This is a genomic window from Actinomadura sp. NPDC048394, from assembly GCF_040651755.1.
GTDB lineage: Bacteria > Actinomycetota > Actinomycetes > Streptosporangiales > Streptosporangiaceae > Spirillospora > Spirillospora montaniterrae.
Genome location: NZ_JBEZJL010000016.1, coordinates 1 through 20,480 on the forward strand (window position 1 = coordinate 1; position 20,480 = coordinate 20,480).

Annotated in this window: 16 protein-coding genes; 8 read left to right on the forward strand and 8 right to left on the reverse strand. The window is 70.4% G+C overall.

The window, feature by feature from the left end; translation table 11 throughout:
* Positions 1-743: 743 nt before the first annotated feature.
* The 6 genes from AB0C78_RS13285 to AB0C78_RS13310 all read left to right on the forward strand — a co-directional run bounded on the left by AB0C78_RS13285 (position 744) and on the right by AB0C78_RS13310 (position 7,673).
* The gene (locus AB0C78_RS13285) at positions 744-1,175 is read left to right on the forward strand and encodes an ATP-binding protein (protein ID WP_360746370.1); all 432 of its coding nucleotides are present in this window, start codon (positions 744-746) and stop codon (positions 1,173-1,175) included.
* Between the two features lie 810 nt (positions 1,176-1,985).
* Positions 1,986-2,984 carry a MarR family transcriptional regulator gene (locus AB0C78_RS13290; protein ID WP_360746372.1) on the forward strand — a complete coding sequence of 333 codons (999 nt, stop codon included), beginning with the start codon at positions 1,986-1,988 and terminating at the stop codon, positions 2,982-2,984.
* 231 nt (positions 2,985-3,215) lie between these two features.
* Entirely contained in the window at positions 3,216-4,373 is a 1,158-nt protein-coding gene (locus tag AB0C78_RS13295) for an AAA family ATPase (RefSeq protein WP_360746375.1), read from the forward strand.
* Positions 4,374-4,441: 68 nt separating this feature from the next.
* A complete protein-coding gene (locus AB0C78_RS13300; protein ID WP_360746378.1) occupies positions 4,442-6,397 on the forward strand; it encodes a hypothetical protein in 1,956 nt (651 codons plus the stop codon).
* A gap of 436 nt (positions 6,398-6,833) precedes the next feature.
* Positions 6,834-7,196, forward strand: a complete 363-nt coding sequence (locus AB0C78_RS13305; RefSeq protein WP_360746382.1) for a hypothetical protein — start codon at positions 6,834-6,836, stop codon at positions 7,194-7,196.
* 78 nt (positions 7,197-7,274) lie between these two features.
* Positions 7,275-7,673 (forward strand): hypothetical protein, encoded by a 399-nt coding sequence (locus tag AB0C78_RS13310; protein ID WP_360746384.1) that lies wholly within the window; start codon positions 7,275-7,277, stop codon positions 7,671-7,673.
* A gap of 66 nt (positions 7,674-7,739) precedes the next feature.
* Here AB0C78_RS13310 and AB0C78_RS13315 read toward each other — a convergent pair whose 3' ends face one another.
* From AB0C78_RS13315 to AB0C78_RS13350, 8 genes are all read right to left on the reverse strand, one after another.
* Positions 7,740-8,456, reverse strand: a complete 717-nt coding sequence (locus tag AB0C78_RS13315) for a DUF2637 domain-containing protein (RefSeq protein WP_360746387.1) — start codon at positions 8,454-8,456, stop codon at positions 7,740-7,742.
* Positions 8,453-9,364, reverse strand: a complete 912-nt coding sequence (locus tag AB0C78_RS13320; protein WP_360746390.1) for a bifunctional lytic transglycosylase/C40 family peptidase — start codon at positions 9,362-9,364, stop codon at positions 8,453-8,455. The genes AB0C78_RS13315 and AB0C78_RS13320 overlap by 4 nt, the downstream gene beginning before the upstream one ends.
* 41 nt (positions 9,365-9,405) lie before the next feature.
* On the reverse strand, positions 9,406-10,338 hold the full coding sequence (locus AB0C78_RS13325; RefSeq protein WP_360746393.1) for a replication-relaxation family protein: 933 nt from the start codon (positions 10,336-10,338) through the stop codon (positions 9,406-9,408).
* On the reverse strand, positions 10,335-12,854 hold the full coding sequence (locus AB0C78_RS13330; protein ID WP_360746746.1) for a DUF87 domain-containing protein: 2,520 nt from the start codon (positions 12,852-12,854) through the stop codon (positions 10,335-10,337). The genes AB0C78_RS13325 and AB0C78_RS13330 overlap by 4 nt, the downstream gene beginning before the upstream one ends.
* Positions 12,854-14,596, reverse strand: a complete 1,743-nt coding sequence (locus tag AB0C78_RS13335; protein WP_360746396.1) for an ATP-binding protein — start codon at positions 14,594-14,596, stop codon at positions 12,854-12,856. Before AB0C78_RS13335 ends, AB0C78_RS13330 begins: the two co-directional genes overlap by 1 nt.
* A 208-nt stretch (positions 14,597-14,804) precedes the next feature.
* A complete protein-coding gene (locus AB0C78_RS13340) occupies positions 14,805-15,719 on the reverse strand; it encodes a PrgI family protein (protein WP_360746399.1) in 915 nt (304 codons plus the stop codon).
* On the reverse strand, positions 15,716-17,161 hold the full coding sequence (locus AB0C78_RS13345) for a hypothetical protein (protein WP_360746402.1): 1,446 nt from the start codon (positions 17,159-17,161) through the stop codon (positions 15,716-15,718). Before AB0C78_RS13345 ends, AB0C78_RS13340 begins: the two co-directional genes overlap by 4 nt.
* 386 nt (positions 17,162-17,547) lie before the next feature.
* Positions 17,548-18,009 (reverse strand): pilin, encoded by a 462-nt coding sequence (locus tag AB0C78_RS13350; protein WP_360746404.1) that lies wholly within the window; start codon positions 18,007-18,009, stop codon positions 17,548-17,550.
* Positions 18,010-18,663: 654 nt separating this feature from the next.
* Between AB0C78_RS13350 and AB0C78_RS13355 the strand changes: the two genes are divergently transcribed.
* Both AB0C78_RS13355 and AB0C78_RS13360 read left to right on the forward strand, forming a co-directional pair.
* Positions 18,664-19,401 (forward strand): hypothetical protein, encoded by a 738-nt coding sequence (locus AB0C78_RS13355; RefSeq protein ID WP_360746407.1) that lies wholly within the window; start codon positions 18,664-18,666, stop codon positions 19,399-19,401.
* The gene (locus AB0C78_RS13360) at positions 19,398-20,291 is read left to right on the forward strand and encodes a DNA methyltransferase (RefSeq protein WP_360746410.1); all 894 of its coding nucleotides are present in this window, start codon (positions 19,398-19,400) and stop codon (positions 20,289-20,291) included. Before AB0C78_RS13355 ends, AB0C78_RS13360 begins: the two co-directional genes overlap by 4 nt.
* Positions 20,292-20,480: the final 189 nt, after the last annotated feature.

The window sequence follows — 20,480 nt, forward strand, 5'->3', positions numbered from 1 at the left end:
CTGGGCCAGATGAGTCCGATCACCTACGAACAGCAGTCACATAAGGTGGCGCAAGCCGCATAGCAACCGGTGTCCACGGTTCGGGGGGAAGACCCTCCATGGTTCGATGCGGCCGCAGTGCGGACCCGCAGGAGAAGGGGACGCCGTTCACGGTGTAGTGGACCGGCCAGAGACCGAGGACGAACGCCAGTGCCAAGAGGGCCAGGCCAGTGAGGGTAAGCAACATCGACAGCATGACCCATGGATCCTCTAGCCGAAGCGCCGTGTCTTGATGCCGCAGGCCAGAACAGGCCACCAGGCCAAGGAGGACATGGGGCCCGCCCCACCCCGACTCCCTTCGGAACTTCAGCCAGGACAGCCGGGCGGTGGGTTGCTGATGGTGGCTGCCGTCTCCGCTGCGTGGGGTGTGCGCCCGCTCCCTGCCGGCGGGAAAACCGTCTGGGCGCTGCTGGCGATCTGACCGTACCAATCGAATCGCTCACCTCTGCCCATCCTCTGGACACGTCAGGTTGATTAATCGGCGTCGCTCCTATTGCCCCTTGCTCGCGGGGTGAGATCACAGAAGGCGCACCCAATAGCGTCGACTTGACGGACAGTAGCGAGCTGAGCACTAATCAATGTCCGCCCGTCTGCCTTGCGGCTGGGAGACGGGAGGGCAACAGCAAAGGCGAGAAGGGAACAACGTGGCAACGAGAAATTGGAACCTGTGCTCGGCAGCAGAATGGATGTGGGGGCCGGAGCCGATGCGGTGGCGTCGAGTGTTCTCGGGCCGGGCAGACCAGGTGAGCTCCGCACGGCAGCTGGCGGCGGCCCTGTTCGCGGGAACCGGGCGCGAGGAGGACGTGGCGGTGGTGGTGGCTGAGCTGGCCAGCAACGCGGTCCGGCACACGCGGTCGGGCTACGACCGGGGCTGGTTCGGGCTAGAGGTCACGCTGCAGGACGTGGCCTACATCGCGGTGACCGACCTGGGGGGCGGCTGCATCCCGACCATCCGCTCGGAGCAGCCGGGCTGCGAGCCGCGAGTGAACGGGCGAGGGCTGCTCATGGTCTCCCGGCTCGCGCTGTCGGTCGGCATCCACGGCAGCCCGGAGACCGGTCACACCGTCTGGGCGGACCTCGACCTGCGCGGCGGCTCCAACGCCTCGCCAGTGCAGGAGACGCCGCTGGCCTCGTGAGGGAGGGCCCAGCCTGGGGTTAGCAGGCTGGCCCCTCGAGGACAGAGTAGAGCAGGCCGTAATGAGGCCGAGGCCTCGTCCGCACACCCGGTGCTTGCCGGGCGGCGGACGAGGCCCGTCCCTCTTCATGGCGCTTCGCCCGCTCCCGCCCCCGCAGCGGCGGTCGAATGGCGTCGCGTCTTTTCGGGGTTCTGTTCGGTCTTCTTCTCGGTCTTCTCCTCGGGGTCCTGGCTATGACAAGAAGGGTCGAGCAGCCGGATTCATGCAGGTCAGCGCGCTGTTGCATCTTCTGTTCGTGAGCCCGACTCGTCACCAGGACGACTCCTGGTAATAGTCCCCGCGGGTGTGGTCGACCGCGTGACGCAGCTTCGTTCCCAGGCTCTCTACCTGCTGATGGGTCGGCCGTCTCCCTCGTCATGCCTGCATGCATGCCGGCTCCCTGGATGCCGGATCTCGGCAGCGCTGGCGCTCGGCCTCACCTCAGTTGCGCGAGTCGCGGGGGTGCGGCGTTCCCGGATGATGTCACCGCGCCGTTCCGCCGCCTTTTATTGAGACGTATTCGCCGGAAGATTGCGGTGCGGCGCGATGATCGGCAACGGGCGCGGTTTCGTATTGTGAAATAAATGTTTGCGGTTGCTTGGGTTTGGGTGCGGGTGGTCGCGATTGGTTACATCGTTCAGCCGTCGAGGTGATTAAAAAAGTGGCCGCAGGTGCTTGCCCATCGTTGCGGTGTCGAGAAATGGTCGAGCTCCCGATGAACGGGAACGGCGCCGAAACACGGTCGCCGGAACGAATGGAATGGGAGTCGAAATGGCCGCGAAGAACATCACCACCGGAACGGCGACCGGGAACGGCGTCATTGGCGCGCAGGGGACGGTTGACAATGTGGCGGGTACGCCCGGCGGGGAGCGTCCGGCGGGGGCGGCTGGCGCGGTGTGGGACGCGCTGACGGCCAACCCGGGGGCGACGGTAGGAACGATCGCGGCGATGGCGGGTGTCAGCCGCGCGACGGTGGCGCGCACGCTGACCGCCCTGGAGGGCGACGGGCGCGCGGTGCGGACGCGCGGCGGTCGCGACGGCGGTAAGCAGCAGCCCGACACCTGGCACGCGACCGACGCCACCGGGCCCGACGACGCCGCGCCCGCGAACACGGAAGCCGACGCGGCGCCGACCGGGCCCGCCCCGGACGTGTCCGCCGACGGGCCGGAGGAGGCCCCGTCCGGCGGGGCTAACGGTGGCGGCGGCACGGACGCCGAGGAGATCGACGAAACCGCCCCTGGCGCTGCGACCACGGACGCGGACGGTGGTGAGGACGCGGAAGCAAAGTTGGACCCGGCGGCGGTCGCGGAGGCGCGGGACGCGCTGACGGCGTTGCGTGACGGGGTCACGGCGGCGCTGGCGGCGCTGGAGGCCGGGGACGGGAACGCGGCGCTGGTGGCGGCTGAGGGCGCCTACAGTGGTTCCGGGCTGGTGCGGCGGTTGGTGCGGGCGGCGGCGCAGGGACCGGTGCGGACGGCGTCGGGGCGGGTGCGGTCGCAGCCGGGGGCGATGCGCGCGAAGGTCGCCGCGCACCTGGACGCGCACCCCGGTACGGCGTTCACGCCGCATGAGGTGGCGAAGGTGATCGGTCATTCGGCGGGGGCGGTGTCCAACGCCTTGGACCGGCTCGCCGAGGCCGGTCATGCCGAGCTGGTGTGCGAACGCCCCCGCCGATTCACCACCACGCACCGTGCCGCGCCGGGCGCCGCCAACTGCGCGCCCCACACCGCCGGGCGCTCTGCGAAGGCCACCGCGTCCGCCGCGCGCTGACCGCCCACCCAACCGCCACGGGGGGCGGGCGCCCCACCGCCTGCCCCCGCACCACCAACCACCGCAGCCAGGAGGTATGTGATGACCACCGTCCCCGCCACCGCGTCCACCACCGCCCCGCCGACCACCGGCCCCGCGTCCACCGCCGCCGTAGCGTCCAGCACTGGCTCCACCGTGCCAGGCGCCGCGCCCGCCGCGCCGCCGTCAGGCGGTCGCCTGGGGCAGGGGGAGTTGCGGCGCCGGGTCGCCGGTGTGCTGGCTGACCGTCCGCAGACCGTGTTCACGCCGGGTGAGATCGCCAAAGAGTTGGGGCGGTCGGCGGGTGCGGTCGCGAATGCGTTGGAGACCCTGGTTGGGCGCGGGCAGGCCGAACAGGTGTCGGGGCGGCCGCGCCGCTACGGCGCCACGTCCACCACCCGGGACGCCCTCACAGGCAGCAACGGCACCGGTGCCGGGACGCGGCGGTCGGCGCGCACCGCGCCGACCGCCCCCGCGACCGTCGCAAGCACCACGACTGGCAGCCCGGCACCCGGTGCCGCGTCCAGCGTCGGTAGCGGTGCGGGGGCGGGTGGGAAAGCGGCGGCGCGGTTCGGGCGGGGGCCGGTGGTGCGTCCGAACGGGCAGACCTACCACCCGCGTGCGCTGGCGGACCTGCCGGACGTGGCGGCGCTGCGGCGGTTGCGTGAGGCGTCGATCGCGGCGCTGCTGTACGGGCCGCCCGGCACCGGGAAGACGTCCCTCGTCGAGGCGGCGTTCCCGGACCTGATCACGGTTGCCGGGGACGGTGACACCGCCGTCGCCGATTTCATCGGCGAGTACACCCAGGCCCCGGGCGGCGGTTACGAGTTCGTCTACGGGCCGCTGGTCACGGCGATGACCGAGGGCCGGTGCCTGTTCATCGACGACGCCACCCTCATCTCGCCGAAGGTGCTGGCGGTGGTGTATCCGGCGATGGACGGGCGCCGCCAGATCATCGTTAAGCCCCACAAGGGCGAGACGATCATCGCCAAAGAGGGCTTCTACGTGGTCGCCGGTCACAACCCGGGCGTGCACGGTGCCGTGCTGACCGAGGCCCTCGCCTCGCGGTTCGCCGCACAGATTCAGGTGTCCACCGACTATGACCTCGCGACCACGCTGAAGATCGAACCCCGCGCTGTGCGCGTCGCGCGGAACCTTTCCCGCCGCCAGGCCTCGGGTGAGATCGGGTGGGCGCCGCAGCTGCGCGAGCTGATCGCCTTCCAGAAGATCACCGAGGTACTCGGGGCCGAGGCGGCGGTTGCCAACCTGCTCGGGGTCGCCCCCGAAGAAGACCGTGACGCGGTCGCCGAGGTCATCAGCTCGGTCTACGGGCGCGCCGTCGCCCCGCTGGCCCTCGGCCGCCAACTCTGACCCGCACCACCCGCCCACGCGTGCCGCGCCCGCCCCGGCACTCATTCACCACCCACCAGGGGGAACACATGACCGCGCACATCGTCACCGCACCCGCTACCGGCCCGACCACCACCGCCACCGGTCCCGCACCCGCCCCGGGCGCGGGCGCCGCCGCCCCGGCGCCCGCCGCCGCGCCCGCCGGGGGCGGGGTGCGCGGGCAGTGGCTGCGGTTGTCGGCGGCGTTCACCGACGCCGTGGCCGACCTCAGCGACCGCGAAGACCTCACCGTGCAGTGTGCGCCCGGGCTAGGGCGCGGCGCGCCGGGGTGTTTCGTGCCCGCGCTGGCCACCATCGAACTGGACGGCGCGCACCTCCGCCAGCGGCCCGAGACGTGCGACCCCACCCGCCCCGCCGACCGGGCCCGGTACGCGGCGCTGTGGGGCGTGCTGGTGCATGAGGCCGCGCATGCCACCCACACCCGCTGGGAACCCCAGACCGGCGCGCCCGCCGCTGCGATCGACGCGGCCATGGCATTGGAGGAGTCGCGGATCGAGGCGGCGCAAGTACGGCGCCGTCCCGCCGACCGGCCCTGGCTGCGCGCCTCAGCCACCCACCTCATCCTCAACGACTTCTTCACTCCCACCACCTCAACCCCCACCCACCCGGCGCCCGCCGCCTCGACCGGTGCGACCGGCACCCCCGGCCCGGCCGCCGCTTCTGCGAGCGCACCGTCCGCTAGTACGCCGTCCGGCGCCGGTGCCGCTGCGGGGGCGACGGTGTCCACGCCAGGGGCCGCGATGACGCCATGGAACGCCGGACGCGCCGCCGCGCTGCTACTGGCCCGCACCGCCGCCGGAATCCTCACCACCGCCGAAACCGCGAAGCTACGCACAGTCGTGGTCGAGGTGCTCGGTGAGTCGCGGCTCAGCGCGCTGTCGGCGCTGTGGCACATCGCCCATACCACCCCCGACACCGACGGCGAGGCGATGCTGGAACTCGGGCGCCGGTGGTGCCGGATCATCGGCACCCGCCCCGACCACCCCGCACCCACTCCGCCACCCGGCACGCCCGGCGCCTCCGGCGACCCCTCACCTCTGGTCAAGGCGGTCGGCGACACTCTGATCGCCGTGCACAACGCGCCCGACACCGCCGCCACCGCACCCGGCACCGCGCCGGAAGTCACCGCTACCGACCGAGGAGAAGAACGCCGGCAAGAGAAGAACGTGCGCGAACAGGCGCAGCGGGCGGCGCGGCGGGTGTTCGCACCCAGCACCACCTCGACCACCCGGCGTGGCGCCACCGCCATCACCGGCACCCGCACCCCCACCCCCGCCGAACAAGCCGCCGCCCGCCGACTGGCCCGGCAACTGCGCGCCGCCGCACACCGCGACCGCGTCACGACCCGCAGCACCTCCCCAACCCCGCCCGGACGCCTCAGCATGCGCGGCGCCCTCGCAGCCGACGCGCAGCGCGCCGCCGGGGCCACCCCGACCGCCGAACCCTTCACCCAGACGATCCGGCGCCACGTGCCCGCCCCGCCGCTACGAGTCGGGATCGCCTGCGACGTGTCCGGATCCATGAACGCCTTCGCCGCTCCCGTCGCCTCTGCCGCCTGGATCATCTCCCGTGCCGCCGCACACGTCTCCGACGCCGTGTCCGCCTCCGTCATCTTCGGCGCCCGCGTACGGGCCCTCACTCACCCTGGACGTGCCGCCGCCGCGGTCCCGGTATTCGCCGCCAACGACCCGCGAGAGGACTTCACCACCGCCATAGACGCCCTCGACGCCGCCCTGGACCTGACACGTCCCGGCGCCGCCCGCCTGCTGGTGATCGTCTCGGACGGCCGTTTCAAAGACGACCACCCCGCCTTCGGGCAGAAACGCCTCGACCGGCTCACCGCCTCAGGGTGCGCTGTGCTGTGGCTCGCCCCCGACCAGCACCCCACCGTCATGCGCGGCGCCCACCGGCTCACCCTCACTGACCCCGCCCAAACAGCCGAAACCATCGGCACCGCCGCCACCCGCGCCCTCCGCAGCACATAGACACCCCGCCGCGTCCCCGCCCGGGTGCGAACCTGGGCGGGGCGCGACCAGCACACCGATCGCACCCCGCCGAACCGCACACCTGCACGGAGATTCCAAGGCCGACCACACGGCGCACATGGCACCCGCGTACACCGACCGGTACCCGGCCGCAGGGCCCGCACAACGCAACCAGGTGACCGCCACAACGTGCGCGTGCGCCCCCGCCTGAATGGAGTTACCGGTGGTCAGCGCAGGTCGCCGCTATGCCAAGGGCCGCGTGGCGCCTGGAAGGCGGCGCGAGCCGACACCCAGCATTGACCCCCACGGATTGGCTCTCCAAGGATTCACCGCCCGGAATAACTCGACGGCAGCACCACAGGCCAGCAGGCGGCTCAGCCGAAGGACGAGTTGGCCTTGCCGCCGTCGACCTCACCGATCAATGAAGGGATTACCGATGGACACCACCCCGACTACCGCCTACGGCCCCGAACCCCACTCACTTCTCGACCACCTTGAACTGTTGGGCGAAGCCCTGCAGCGCGTAGTGATCACCGACCGTGCCCGGCACCCGAACGCCTATCGGCAGATCAGCGACGAGCTGATCGTCGCCGTCCGCAACACGCTGGGCGCCGCCGAGCCGATTCTGGGCGCTCGAGACGTCCTGGCCGCCGCACTGCGGGATACCGCCGCGCGCCAAAGGGCGGCCCGACACTGCCCCCACACCGGCACGGCTCCTTGTTGCCACCACGCGCACCGGGTCTCGACGTCCCCGCTGGACATCGCCACCCGCGCCCTGGTCGGAGACGACAGTGCGTGAGCTGAACCACCGGGCTCGTGCAGGCCAGACGCTGACATCACGCACGACCCATCGCATCACCACGGAAGACAGACACCGATGACCAAGACCCTCAAGGACATGGCCCGCGCCCTGGCCGGCGACTTCGACTTCGATCATGTCGACTACGGATGGGATGACAAGCGCGAACGGAACGAGCTGACCATCGTGGTGGCGGGAAACAAGTACGAGGTGCTGCTGCAGTACGTCGTTGCGGCCCGCGCTGACCCGCCGCCGGTGCTCGGCGATGAACTCGCCTCGTCCGGAAGCAGCGAGTTCGCCTACGAGGTGTTCGCCGATTGGAACGACCAGGGCCGCCGTGGATACAAGCGCGTCGCCCTGTGCGACGACGACACAACGGTCCTAGCGCTGCTCCGGGGGCTCCGCGCCGAGTACGCCGCTCGCGAGGGCTTCCCGCTCAACGTGCCTGAGCAACCGGGCTGGGCAACAGACGGCTAGAGCCGGAGCAGAAGGGAAGAGCGTCGGCGGCCCGAGCAGGCCCTGCGCCGCGGGGCGGGTCCTTGATCATGGTGAAGTCTGCAACGGGCCGTCGCTCGAAGACGAATCGACTGGGGATGGGCTGTTCTCGGCGCTGATGATCTGCTTGACCTTGCGGCGGTCGAGGCAGTACTTCTCAGCCAGATACCGCTGCGACAGAGGGCGGCCGGGGCCGTTGAGGCTTGCCTGGTATTCGGCCAGTACCGCTTGCTCCACGGTCTGCTCCACTTCGGCGCGCCCGGGAACCAGTTGCTCCGGCGTGGTGCACTGCTGGGGTTCGGCATCGGCACGCGGTCGTATCGCGTTGCGGATAAGGATCATCAGGAGTTTGAAGGAGCCGATGAGGGCGAGCGCGGGCCATGCGCTGATCAGGGCACCGATGACGCCGTGCGCGGCGCCGTGTACCACGTTGGCACCGACGGTCGCCACGATGCCCGCTGCCAGGCTCCACCACGCCAGCGCGGGCGCCGGACGGCTGCGGCGCCCGGCATCCAGCACGACCATCGACGCGGCCCAGATCAGCCCGTCCACGGTGACGGGCACCAGCCGCGCCGTCAGGCCGTCCTCTCCGTGGGAGCGGGTGAGTTCGAGGATGTGCTGGTAGGAGATGACCGCGGCGACGCCCGCGACCGCGATCACGGCGAAGGCCGTGGTGGCCTGCGTCAGACGGTCGGCCCATATCGCCGCCTGCTGTGCCCGCTCGGGGGAGCGTGCCCGGTCTTCTTTGCGGTTGTGTGCGTTCATGAGCGTGTTGCGGTGGGGCGGGTGAAGCCGAGGAGGCTGGGACGGGTGTAGGGCTGGATTTGGACGACGGTGCCGGTGTGGGGTGCGGCGACCATCTTTCCGGCGCCGATGACCAGGCCGACGTGTCCGGGATTGGTGGTGGAGGTGCCTGGTCCGGAGTTGAAGAAGACCAGGTCGCCAGGCTGTTCTTGGCCGTTGGTGATGTGGTGGCCTTGGCGCCACTGGTCGCCGGAGACGCGCGGGAGGGTGACGCTGGCGGCGCGGTAGGCGGCATAGACCAGGCCGGAGCAGTCGAAGGCGTTCGGGCCTTCGGCGCCCCACCTGTACGGTTTGCCGAGTTGCCCACGGGCGAAAGCGATCGCCGCAGCGGCCGCCTTCCCCGGCGGCATCGCCGCGAAGGCTCCAGGGATGGCGCATCTGCCGCCAGCCGTCTCGTCTCCTTGTGCCGCGTAGGCGCTGGCTTGGCGGAGGACGAGGTCGACGTACTGGTCGGAGTGGTTGTACTGGAAGAGCGCGGCGCGGACTTTTCCGGGTGCGCCGTTGTGCTTGAGGTAACGGGCAGCGGCCGGGATCGCGTCGGCCGGGTCGTAGATGTTCGTTCGTCCGTCTTTGTTGCCGTCGACCCCGAATGCTTTCCAGGTCCCGGCGAGGAACTGCATGGGTCCTGCGGCGCCCGCCGGGTTGGTGCCCGAGCGGATGCCCGAGCCGGGCCCGCGACCGTGGTCGGACTCGACCTTTCCGACGGCGGCCAGCACGTTCCAGCCGATTCCGTACTCGGCTCCGGCCTTGCGGTAGAGGACCAGATACGCAGGCGGAATCGCGGCGGCGGAGCTACCTGGTGGAGGCTGACAGACGGTCTGTCCGGAGCTGGGGATGACGGCGCTGATCACCGCGACGAGCATGCCCATCAGTACGAGGACGCCGACAAGTGCTCCGATTGCCAGGGGCATCAGTGGCCCGCCGGGTCATCGTTGTTGGGTCGGGGTTGGTCGCGCCGGGTGATGATCGTCCACAGATCCGCCAGGTCGACAAGGCGGTATCGGGGACCGGTGGCGTCGGCGGGCTGCCAGACGGCCCCGGCGGGCCCGTTGACCGAGGTCGTGGGTGTGTGAACAGCGGTGGCGACCGGTACCTCGGGTGTGCCGAGAAGGCGCCGGAAGTTGGCTTCTCGTTTTGGTGAGGGAAGCCAGAACAGGACGGGTGTAGTGGTGCCGGTGGCTTCGGCGAGGTCGGCGTAGCTGCCGAGCTTGGCCGCCACCCGGGCGAGGGTTTCGGTGCCGGTGTCGTGCTCAAGGAAGAAGTCCAGCGTGCTCGATACGCCGTCGGCGCGGGTCTGGGTCCAGCGGCCGAAGGCATCTGGCCGGGCGAGATCGCCCCACAGGGCCGCGCAGCGTTGTTCCGACCACCACTGCTCCACAGCGCCGGCTTGGTGCCGGGCGCAGACATGGAGCGAGACGAAGAACTCGTTCACGCCGATCTGGTGTGCGAGGCGCGGCGAGACGGCAATGGCGGTGGCGGTGTCCTGCCGGTATCCGAACTCGGTGATGTTCTGGCCGTGCTCGACGGCCAGGACGTGCGCGCCGACGGGCCCGAGGACCCAATGCCAGGGTTTGGAGCCGACGGGCGTCCAGGGACGGAACCGCAGGAGTGCGTGGTGGCGGTGCAGGTGGTTAAGGCGCTGCCGTGCCCGCTCCGGGGTGGGAAAGAACAGCCGGGTGAGTTGCCCGGTGGTCAGGACGCGGTGTTCCCAGACCAGGGTCAGCACCTCCCGGTCGCGGGCGGTCAGCCGATAGGCCAGCTCCGCGACCACCTCTGCGGAAACACGTGGCGCACGGATTTGGCTTCCGCGCAGCCGAGTGCTCGTCGTGTGCGGTCGGGTCATCGCCGCTCCTCCGCAGGCGGTATGACACGCGCGGTCACTGTGGCCGCTCCATCAGGCAGTTCAGGGGAAGCGGACGGTGCGAGCGTTGAGGCGTCCAGGTCCCGCAATCCGACTTCAGGGATCGAGCGTGCGGTGTGCTGCGGTGAGAATCGTTCGCGGGATGCGTGGCGGACGGCGGTTGCTCGTCCGGGGATGGGGTCGGGGAGCGGGCGGGTGCGGAAGGTGAAGGCCGGGGTTGGGGCGTTGCCGTCCATGAGTCGGGCGGCGGCTTGGTAGGCGCCCAGGTGGGAGAGGTCGTGCGGGGACAGTAATGGCGTGGTGTGGCGGGCGAGGTCGGCAGCGTCTTCGGGCGAGGCGGCGAAGTAAATCTTGTTGCGGGCGTCGGCGGAGACGGCTTCGCGGAGATCTTTAGGGAGCTGGGAGAGGTGTTGGTGGGCGATGGTGAGGCTGAATCGGTAGGCGCGGGCTTCGGCGAGGATGTCGCTGATCGAGCCGGGCAGGTTGAGGAAGTTGTGGGCTTCGTCGATGTAGGCGGCGGCGTCGGGGCGGTCGTGCTCGGCTTGGATGGAGCGGGGCGTGATGGCCTGCCAGGTGTGGGCTAGCAGCAGCGAGCCGAAAAGGCGGACGGCGTCCTCGCCAAGGACGCCTTTGGGGAGGCGGGCGAGGATGAGGCCGCCGGAGGCGAGGGTGTCTGCAAGGTCGACGGTCGACGCGCTGCCCGAGAGGGTGTCGCGGATGAAGGGGCGAAGCAGGACGGCGCGGAGTTTGTTCATGACTGGGCTGATCATCGAGGCGCGTGCGGCTGGGGTGAGTTCGTCGTAGGCGGCCCAGAAGCCGCGGAGGAGTTCGTCGGTGAGGCGTGAGGTGACACGGGCGCGGTAGGCGATATCGGTCAGCAGGGTGGGGATGTCGCCGAGGGTGGCCCGGGTCCCGTTGACGCGGGTGAGGGTGAGGCAGGCGGAGCGGAGCAGGTCGTCCAGGCGGGGTCCCCAGGCGGAGGTGAAGCAGCGGCGGAAGGTGGTGACGATCGACTCGGCCGCGAACGCGGCATCGTGGCCGGCGAGGACGTTCAGGCATGGTGGCCGTCCTGGTGCGGCGGGGTCGAAGACCGCGGTTCGGCCGATGGCGCGTTCGGGGAGGCGTTGGAGGACCTCGGCGATCAGGTCGCCCTTGGGGTCGATCACCAGAGCGCCGCGTCCGGCGGTGGCGTCGGAGAGGATGAGGTTGGCCAGGAAGGTGGATTTGCCGACGCCGGTCTGGCCGAGGACGTGCAGGTGCTGGCGGGCGCCTTCCACGGTGAGTCCGACCGGCCGCGGTGCACCGGCCTCGGAGTCACCCAGGATGCGGACGCCATTGCCGGAGACAGGGACGGCCGGTGAGGGCGCGACCGGGCGAGCACCGGCCCGGGTGACGCCGGGTGCCGCCAGGTCGTAGGGCAGGTGCGCCATCGCGGCGAGTTCGTCGACCGACAGCAGGTAGCCGCGGTGCAGGCGCCGCTCGGCCAGCCGTGCGGCCGGGTTGTGGAGTCGGCGGCGGCGCAGGTACTGGTGGCCGGAGGTGAACAGCGCGAAGGTCGAGGCGGTCTCATGAGCATGCGCGCGCAGCCATCCGTTGTCGATCTGGTCGGGGTGGCGGCTGGCGACGCCGTACAGGATCTGCACCTCGAAGCGGGGCCGGGTGGCTTTGCCGAGGATGGCGCGCACTTGTTCGGCGCGTTCGGGATGCTGGCGGGTGAGTTCGCTGGGGTTGCGATGTCCGGACATTCCGGGCGTGAGCAGGTCGAACAGGTGACCTTGCGGCGCGGTGGACCGTGCACCGCGCAGCGCCGAGGCGGCCCGGTAGGCCTTGGTGAGGCGGTGGCCAGTGGCGGGGCGGGCCAGGATCTGCACAGCCAGGTGCTCGCCCTCGGCCAGCCCGGACGCGGCGCCGAGGAGCCCTCGTAGCGGGTCGGCATCGTGGTCGCTGGCGAGCGGGAAATGCTCGGGCCGGGCTAGTACCAGACGCCCGCCTGCTGCCTTGTGCTCCTGGTCGCGTGGGAGTGGCGAGGTAGCCGGCTGGGTGGTGAGTGTGGCGCCGGGCCAGGACGCCCGGATGGTCTTCTCGACCAGACCAGGCGGGATGACGCCGGGAACCCAGACGTGGAAGCGGACACCGTTGTGGTCGGCGCGATACTCGAACGCCAGGTGCGGCTGCCCGAAGACCAGGCGCTTCCAACAGGGCAAGGTGAGGCCGATGAGGCGGGCCCACCAAGCGGCGGCGCTGGCCGGCTCCACCTTCGGTGGCACTGCCACCTCGACCAACCGCGCGCCCGGGGCGAACCTGCTGTTGCGCCAGTCCCACAACAGCCAGCGGGCACTTGTCCAAGCGGCGGCAGCTCCCACGATGCCCAGCGCGGCGATGGGGCCGTACTCGGCCGCCAGCTCGACGAGCCTGTGCGGCGGGTCTGCGAGGTCCGAGAGCAGCCTGTACACGCCGGTACCGCTGGTGGCGTCCGGCAGGATTGCCGTTCGGATCATCACTGGTCGGCCTCCGTGTTCATGGCTGCAGGGGTCTTGTCGTGTTCGGTGCGCATGGCGAGCTCAGCGGGGTCGGTGGTGACGAGCCGGTGTTCGTTCGGACTGGCGATAGCGGTGAAAGCGGCCCGGTCTGATCCGGCACCGGTGCCGCACAGCAGTCCCTGGCCTCGGTCGGCGGACAGCAGAAAGGTCTTCTCACCGTCAGTGAGGTCGAAGGCGTCGGTGATCTGGTCGATGGCCTGGGGTGCTTGGCGGAGCAGGATCTGGGTGGCGGAGTTGGCGATCACGGCACGCCCCAGGTCGGAGGAGAGGAGGTCGCCGGCGTCCTGCGTGACGACGGCGAGTCCTGCCCAGTGTTTGCGGGCGGACTTGGCGAGCCGGTACAGGAACCGTGCGCCCTCGGTCTCGCGCATGAGCGTCCAGGCTTCGTCGACCACAACCAAGCGGCGCCGCCGGTCGTCGGGGTTGGCGACGGCCCGCCAGATCGCATCCAGAGCCAGCAGCATCCCGACGGTGCGGACCTCGTCGGGCAGGTCGCGCAGCGAGAACACCACCAGGTGCCCGGCGGGGCGGGTGGTGGTGGGGCCGGCGAACAAGCCGCGGTAGGAGCCGGTGACGAACGGCACCAGCCGCGCCGACAGATCGGCTGCCGCGCCCGCGTCCGGCGTCTCCGTACGGGCGAGGACGTCGAGCTGGGTGGTGAGGTCACTCAGCACGGGTGCGGGGCGCACCCAGGTGCGGGGGTCGGAGTTGATGCCGCGGGCTCGATAGGCGGCAAGGACCGCGCGGTCCAGCACCGCCCGCGCCACCGGGGTGAGCGGCTCTGCCAGCATGGCCGCGATGAGGGTCTGCAGAAACAGGGCGCGGCGGATGAGAGTGTCGTCGTCCTGGTCCTGCGGGAGGTCGAAGGGGTTGAAGCAGACGCCGGGAGCGCCGAGAGCGATGTGGGTGCCGGCGACGTGGTCGCACAGGCGCCGGTATTCGTCTTCGGGGTCGATGACCGCGACGTGGACGTCCTGGTAGAGCAGCCGGAGGGTTTCGAGTTTGGTGAAGTAGGACTTGCCGGCACCGGAGCGGGCGAGGGTGACGGAGTTGTAGTTGTCCTGGGCGAACCGGTCCCAAAGCAGGACTCCGGCGGAGTAGGCGTTCAGCCCGTACAACACTGGTGTGTCGCCCAGCGCCGGTTGCAGGTCGGGTGAGGTGAAGGGGAAGGAGGCCGCCAGGGCGGCGGTGTCGAAGACCCGCCGCGCCCCGACCGTGTCGCAGGCGAGAGGCAGAGTGGTGGTCCAGCCCTGCAACGCGCGGAAGGTAGTGGGCTGTGCGTCCAACAACAGGGACGCGGCAAGCGCGCGCACCCGCTGCACCTCGCCCTCCAGCACGCCGGCGCCCGGAGCGTGGACGGTGAGGTACAGGCCGACGCGGAAGAGGCGGCCGTGGCCGCGAGCGAGAGAGGCGGCGAGTTCGGCGGCGTCGTCTGCTGCGGCTTCGGCGGCGAAGTCGGCCAGTCGGCCCTGCTGGGCGTTGGCCCGCGACGTCGACTCCAGGCGGGCGAGTTGCCGACGCAGCCGCTGTGCGGCGACCAGCGGTGGAACCGGGTCGATGTGCAGGGAAACGTCGAGGCGTCCGGGGTAGGTGAGCAGCGGTTCCAGCCAGCCCGCGCCGACCTCTCGCGGGTAGCCGGTCACGGCGAATGACGCGCACAAGCCGGCTGGCAGCTCCAGCGACCGGGCGTTGACGCGCACCGCCGACGGACCCACTCTCGGAAGGCTCAGGCCATCTCCATGGCCGTCTTCCACAAGGCCATTTCCGGGGGCGGCCGGGGCGGTGAGGCCGAGCGTGTGTGCGAGTGCGCTGAGTGAAGGTCGCATCATGCCTCCTGCCGGTGAGTGATCACGTCACCCAGAGCGGAGTTATCCACAAGATGGGCCTCTCCTGGGGACAGCGATTCGGTTAGGACGGCGATGGCGCTGTCGGCGTCGAGGACCTCGGCCGGGACGGCAAGGGCGGCCAGGCTTTGCACGGCTTCGGTAGCGCGTCGCAAGGCGACTGCAGCGGCTGAGTCACGTCCCACCGGCGCCGTTCGTGCTGCCGCCACGCCAGGACGGAAGCAGGGGGTGAAGCTGGGACATGGCCGGTGATGACGATGAGGACGTGCCGGATGAGCAGGTCGTGCGTGTCGCCGAGGTCGGTGAGGAACGCGGAATGCTCGAACGCGGCCTGCTCCAGAGCCGGATCCGGAAGGGCAGGTGCGTGCTGGCTGATGTGGTCGGCCAGCCCGGTCAGGTCGACTGGGCTGGCTTGGATGAGGATCTGGACTGGCGCGTCCAGGGAGTTGAGCCAGCGGCCGAACACCGCCACCAGCCCGGCCTGCTCGCGTGGTGTCCGCAACCCGAAGGCGAGCGTGCCGGCGCGGACGATGATTGCGACACCGCCGTCGGCCAGTTCCAGTGCACCGTCTTCGCGGACGGCACGCACGGGTAGCCGCAAGGGTTCGGGCAGGCGTCCGCGCATCCGGCACCAGGCCGGTGGCGGCTGTACCGACTCTGCGGCGGTGACGTGTTCTTTGGAGGCGCGCAGGTGACGTAGGGCGGCCAGGATGTAGCGATCGAGGTTCATGCCGTCGTGGCGGGCGACCGCCAGCACGAATCCGACCGCCGCGACCGGGACCAGCAGCGCCGCTAGCACTGGGAACGGCATCAAGGGGCCGAGGGTGAAGAAGATCCAAAGGGTGGTGGCGGCGGTGCCGGCCAGGATCGCCAGTTGCCGGGTGGTGAGTCCGTAAAGGATCTTGTCGGGCTGGTCGACGTCGGCGGGGATCTTCACGCTCATCGGCGTTTCGGCATATTGCTGGTGGCGAGCGGTCATCGGTGCCTCCGGGACTTCGGCGGGTCGATCCACAAGGTCAGCTGTCGGCGCGGGACAGGCCGTCTGGGCATGCCGGGGATCATCAGCTGTCGCGACCGCGCTGGCGCATTCGACGGCGCTGGCGTGCTCGGAGCGGACTGCCGGGGCACTCGGGTGGCGGGGATCGGCAGAGCCAGTTGCCTCGGCCGACGCGCTCTGGGCGTGGTGGCAGGCGCGGGTTGGGCGGGGATCGGTAGCGCCAGCTGCATCGGGTGGCGGGCTCCTTGCCTATCGCTGTTGGACTCGGGGCCAGACGGTCGTCCTGGTGGCATCGAGATCGCTCCTGGTGGCATCGGGATTGCCCCGCCGGGCAGCGCCAGCGGCTCCACGGAACTCGGTAGCTCCAGCGGTGTGCGTGAAGCACCGGGCAGCGCCAAGGCAGCGCGAGACGGGCTGGGCAAGGCCGGTCCTGGACGAGGGGCCGGCGGCGGGAACGGAGGCGATGGAGGTGGCAGAGTCGGTGGCGGTGTTGGTGGAGCAGGCGATGGGGTTGAGAAGTTGCTCGCGGGGCCGCGGCGGTTCATCAGGGCGCCCAGGCCGCGGTAGAGGATGAGGCTCTTGACTAGTCCGGTGAGCAGGCGCGGCTGGGCCTGCCGCCAGATGGTGCGGGCGACCCAGGCGGGGACGCGGACCATCACCCACAGCAGGCATAGCGCCAGCAGCAGGTCGACGGTGCTGTTGGAGGCCAGGCCCGGGAAGTGGCCGTCGGTTCCCTTGACGCTGGAGAACATCAGCCGAAACGCGGTCGCCAAGATCAGCGACTGGCACACTCCGATGGCCAGCACCCCGGTGATGCTGCGCCACCACAACCGCGCCAGCCCGTCGGTCGCCGGCAGGGCATGGAAAATCAACGCCACCGGTGCGGCGGCGATCAACACCATGGTCAGCGCGACGCGGACGATATAGATGAACCCCACGCACAGCGCCAGCACCACCACGCCCAATCCGATCAGGATCGTGAACGGCTGCGCCGGGACCAGATTGGCGACCACGTATCCGGCGATCACCTTGGCGACCCGGCCGGGGGCGACCGCCTCGGCCCCGGCTTTGAGGAACGCGCCGGCCAAGCCGTTGGCGAACGTGATCCCGTAGCCGATGACGATGAGGCTGAGGTTGGAGGCCAAGAACGCCCCCAGCAGCCGCGCCACCAGTTGCCCGGGCGTGAGCTCGCCGCCGGGCAGCGAATGCCCGGCCATGAGCAGCACTCCGCCGACGGTGATGATCAGCACGTAGCAGGTATTGGCGATGGTCTGCGCCACACCCCACAGGTCCTTGGCGCGCGCCATGTCCGGCGAGTCCAGCGGCGGGGTGGCCAGGACCGTCTCGGCCAGCAGGTTGAAGATCGGCTTTGCGGCACTGGTGACCAGATCAGCGAACCAGCCGTTCACCGCCTGCTTGGCCATGCACCCCATGTCCATGAATCCGCACCCGGAACCGTCCTCGCCGTTGGCCGGGTCCTGACCGCCCGGAGTCGCCGGAGCCGGCGAGCGCCCCGGCGTCGGTGACGGCGCCGGACCGCCGGGCGGCGGAGCAGGCTCGGAAGGCGGCTGCGATGCGGGCGCTGGAGAGTGCGGCGGCGCGGTCTGCGGGGACGGGGACTGTGGCGGCGGGGTCTGTGGTGCATCCGGTGACGGGTTGACCGTCGGATGTGGCGCAGGGTCAGCGGCTCCCAGGGCCGGACAGGCTCCTGCATACACCAGCGCGGCGGCCATCAACACGATCAGCGGCGCCGCCGCCAGGGTGAACGCCGCAGACCTACGCGTCCAGGCGGGTCGGCTAGCGGTTGCGGTCACGAGGGCGTACCGACGATGCTCTGGAGCATCTTCACCAGCAGCGGCGCCAGCACCGCGACCGAGTACCCGATCGCGGCGTACCGCAGGGTCTTCTTGGCCGCCTCCACCTCGCCGGGGTCGCCACCGGCGAGCATGTAGCGGACCCCGCCGATCGTGGCGAACAGTGTCGCCAACCCCACCAGCAACCCCACGATCACATTCCGCAGGTTGTCGATCACCTCCTTCAGCGAAGCCGCTGCGGCGAGGTGCGTGCTGGCATCGGCCACTCCGGGCACCAGCAGCGCGGTCGCCGCGCATCCGGCCGTCCACACCAGCGACGCGGCCACCAGCCGCCGCCGGGATGGTCGGGGCCTGCGTTCGGCACCGGGGGCGATGAATGTTCGGACGGTGGTGGACAGGCCTGCGGCGGGCCGCCGCGGGTGGCGGTCGACCGGCTGTGGGCTTCTGCGGGTGCGCATGGCAGCGTCTCCGGGACGAGTCGGTGCGGATTCGGCTGCCAGCCGGATCACCAGGAGCGGTGCGGCCCTGGGCTTCGGGTGTCCTCCTTGGCTGGACACGAGTGACGGAATGGTGCGGCGGGGACCGGGTTCTGGCCGGCCGCCCGAGGCCCGCACCGTTCACCGGTGATCTCGACTGGCACCCATGAAGCACCGCCCAGCAGCCCAGAATTCAGAGATCGGCCGCATTTCTTGATCAATCTTTGAAGCACTGATAGAGCGGTTCCTTCACCCGGAAACCCCAGCCGACAACAAGTTCACAGCTTCTCGGCGGCCACGCCCCAGCGAGCACACAGCCCAAAAGCCGGTCCCGTCATCTTGACCAGATACTGACGCAGCAGATCCTGAAAACCAGGCTGTTCAGCGGTGCTTCATAAGTGCACGGGGATCGGGTGGCCGCCACGGGTCACCCAGCACATGAACTGCACACCGTCCGACCCGAATCGCTTGCCGAGCAGCAATAACCGCCCGATTCAGCGGCGAATGGTCCCATTGACCGTCTGGCTGTGCTCGGACTCTCCCGAAAACAACCCGACGGCTCGAACCGACGCTCACCCGAAACGGCCCACGTCAGCCACCATCTGCGTCCGGCACCGCCAAGCCGTCGGCCGCGAGTTGGCCCGCCACCTCATCGGCACCTGCACGCGCGAAGGCGACCTGGTCGCCGAGGGCTTCACCACCAGCGAGGCCACCCTGACCGCCGCCGCAGAACTGGACCGCCGCGCCATCGCGCTGGTCCCGCACTTCCCGCTCGCCCAGCACATCGGCACCCGCCTGCGCGCCACCCTGAACACCGCCCAGCTGGGACGCGTGCAGATGCGCCCGACACGGCCCGACCAGATCACCCGCGGGCTGGCCGACCGGCTCGGCGACGTCGCCCTGGTCATCGCCGCGCCACCGCCTTATGAGACCGGCGGACGCCCGCCGCGACAGCCCACCGAACGCGAGTGTGCGGCGTGCCGGGCCGAGCTGTGGATGCTGACCAGCCAGCAGCTCGGGCTGTTCCTGGCCGGAGCGTGGCGAGTCCTGCGGCCCGGTGGCGTCCTGGCGGTCATCACCACACTCCACCACCACGCCGGACGCCTCATCGACCCCGCGCCCCGCATCATCGGTCACGCCCAACGCGTCAGGTTCCGCTACGCCCAGCACGTCATCGCCCTGCGGGTCCCCATTGACGACGACGCCTTGGTCGTCCAGGCCGGCCCCGCCGATCTGGCCCAGCTGCGCGACACCGGTTCGGCGTCGCTGCCGCCCACCGTCAACGTCCACGCCACCGTCTCGCTGTTCACCAAACCACCAAGGACTGCGGAATCGGACGGTCCCGAAGGCCCGAACGGCGGGAGGACGCGATGAACCACCAGCCGACCCGCAACGAGTTGACTCGACGGGAGTTCCTGGCATCGGTGCTGGCGACCGGGCAGCGCCCATCCCGGCTGCAGCGCCACGGCCGCTACACGCCCGAGTCGATGCGTCACCCGGGCAAGATGCTGCCCGCCATCGCCTCCACCGTCATCGACGCCTTCACCCAGCCCGGAGACCTGGTCATCGACCCGATGTGCGGGATCGGCACCACCCTCGTCGAGGCCATCCATCTACGCCGCGACGCCGCCGGCATGGAGTACGAACGCGCCTTCGTCGACCTCACCCTGAACAACCTCCGCCACGCCCACGCGCAGGGCGCCACCGGTCGTTACCAGCTGGCCTGCGGTGACGCCCGCACCATCGCCACCGTCTATAAGGAACTGCGCGGAAAGGCAGCGTTGGTCCTGACCTCACCGCCCTACGGCTCCCACACCCATGGGCACATCCGTTCCAGTCGAGACAACGGCGGTGGCAAGGTCCTCAAACGCCACCACCGCTACTCCACCGACCGCGGAAATCTCGCCCACCAGCCCCTCTCGGGCCTGCTGGACGGCTTCGGGCGCATCCTGGCCGGCAGCGCCCTGCTGTTGCGTCCGTGCGGTGTGGTCGCGGTGACCGTCCGCCCGATCCGGGTCAAGGGCGAGCTGATCGATCTGCCCGGCATGGTGATCGACACCGCCGCCCGCAACGGCCTGATCCTGGCCAGCCGCTACGCGGCGCTGCTGGCCGGGCTGCGCGGAGGCCGACTGGTCAACAGGACCTCGTTCTTCCAGATGCTGGAGACCCGCCGCGCCCGCGACCGCGGTCTTCCCGCCTGCGCCACCGCCCACGAAGACCTGCTGCTCTTCCACCGAGCCGCCGACCTTCAGGGAGACCGGTGATGGCCCGCACAACCGACCACGACCGGAGACCCGATCGGGTCAGCGAAATGCTGGCGGTACTGCAGCTCGGCCTGTGCGCGCGGTGCGGGCGAGCCCGCTACGCCACCCGAACCGATGCCCGCCGGGCCGCCCGAATCGCCGCTCCGGGGACCCGGCTGCGCGCATACCGGTGCGGAAACGCCTGGCACC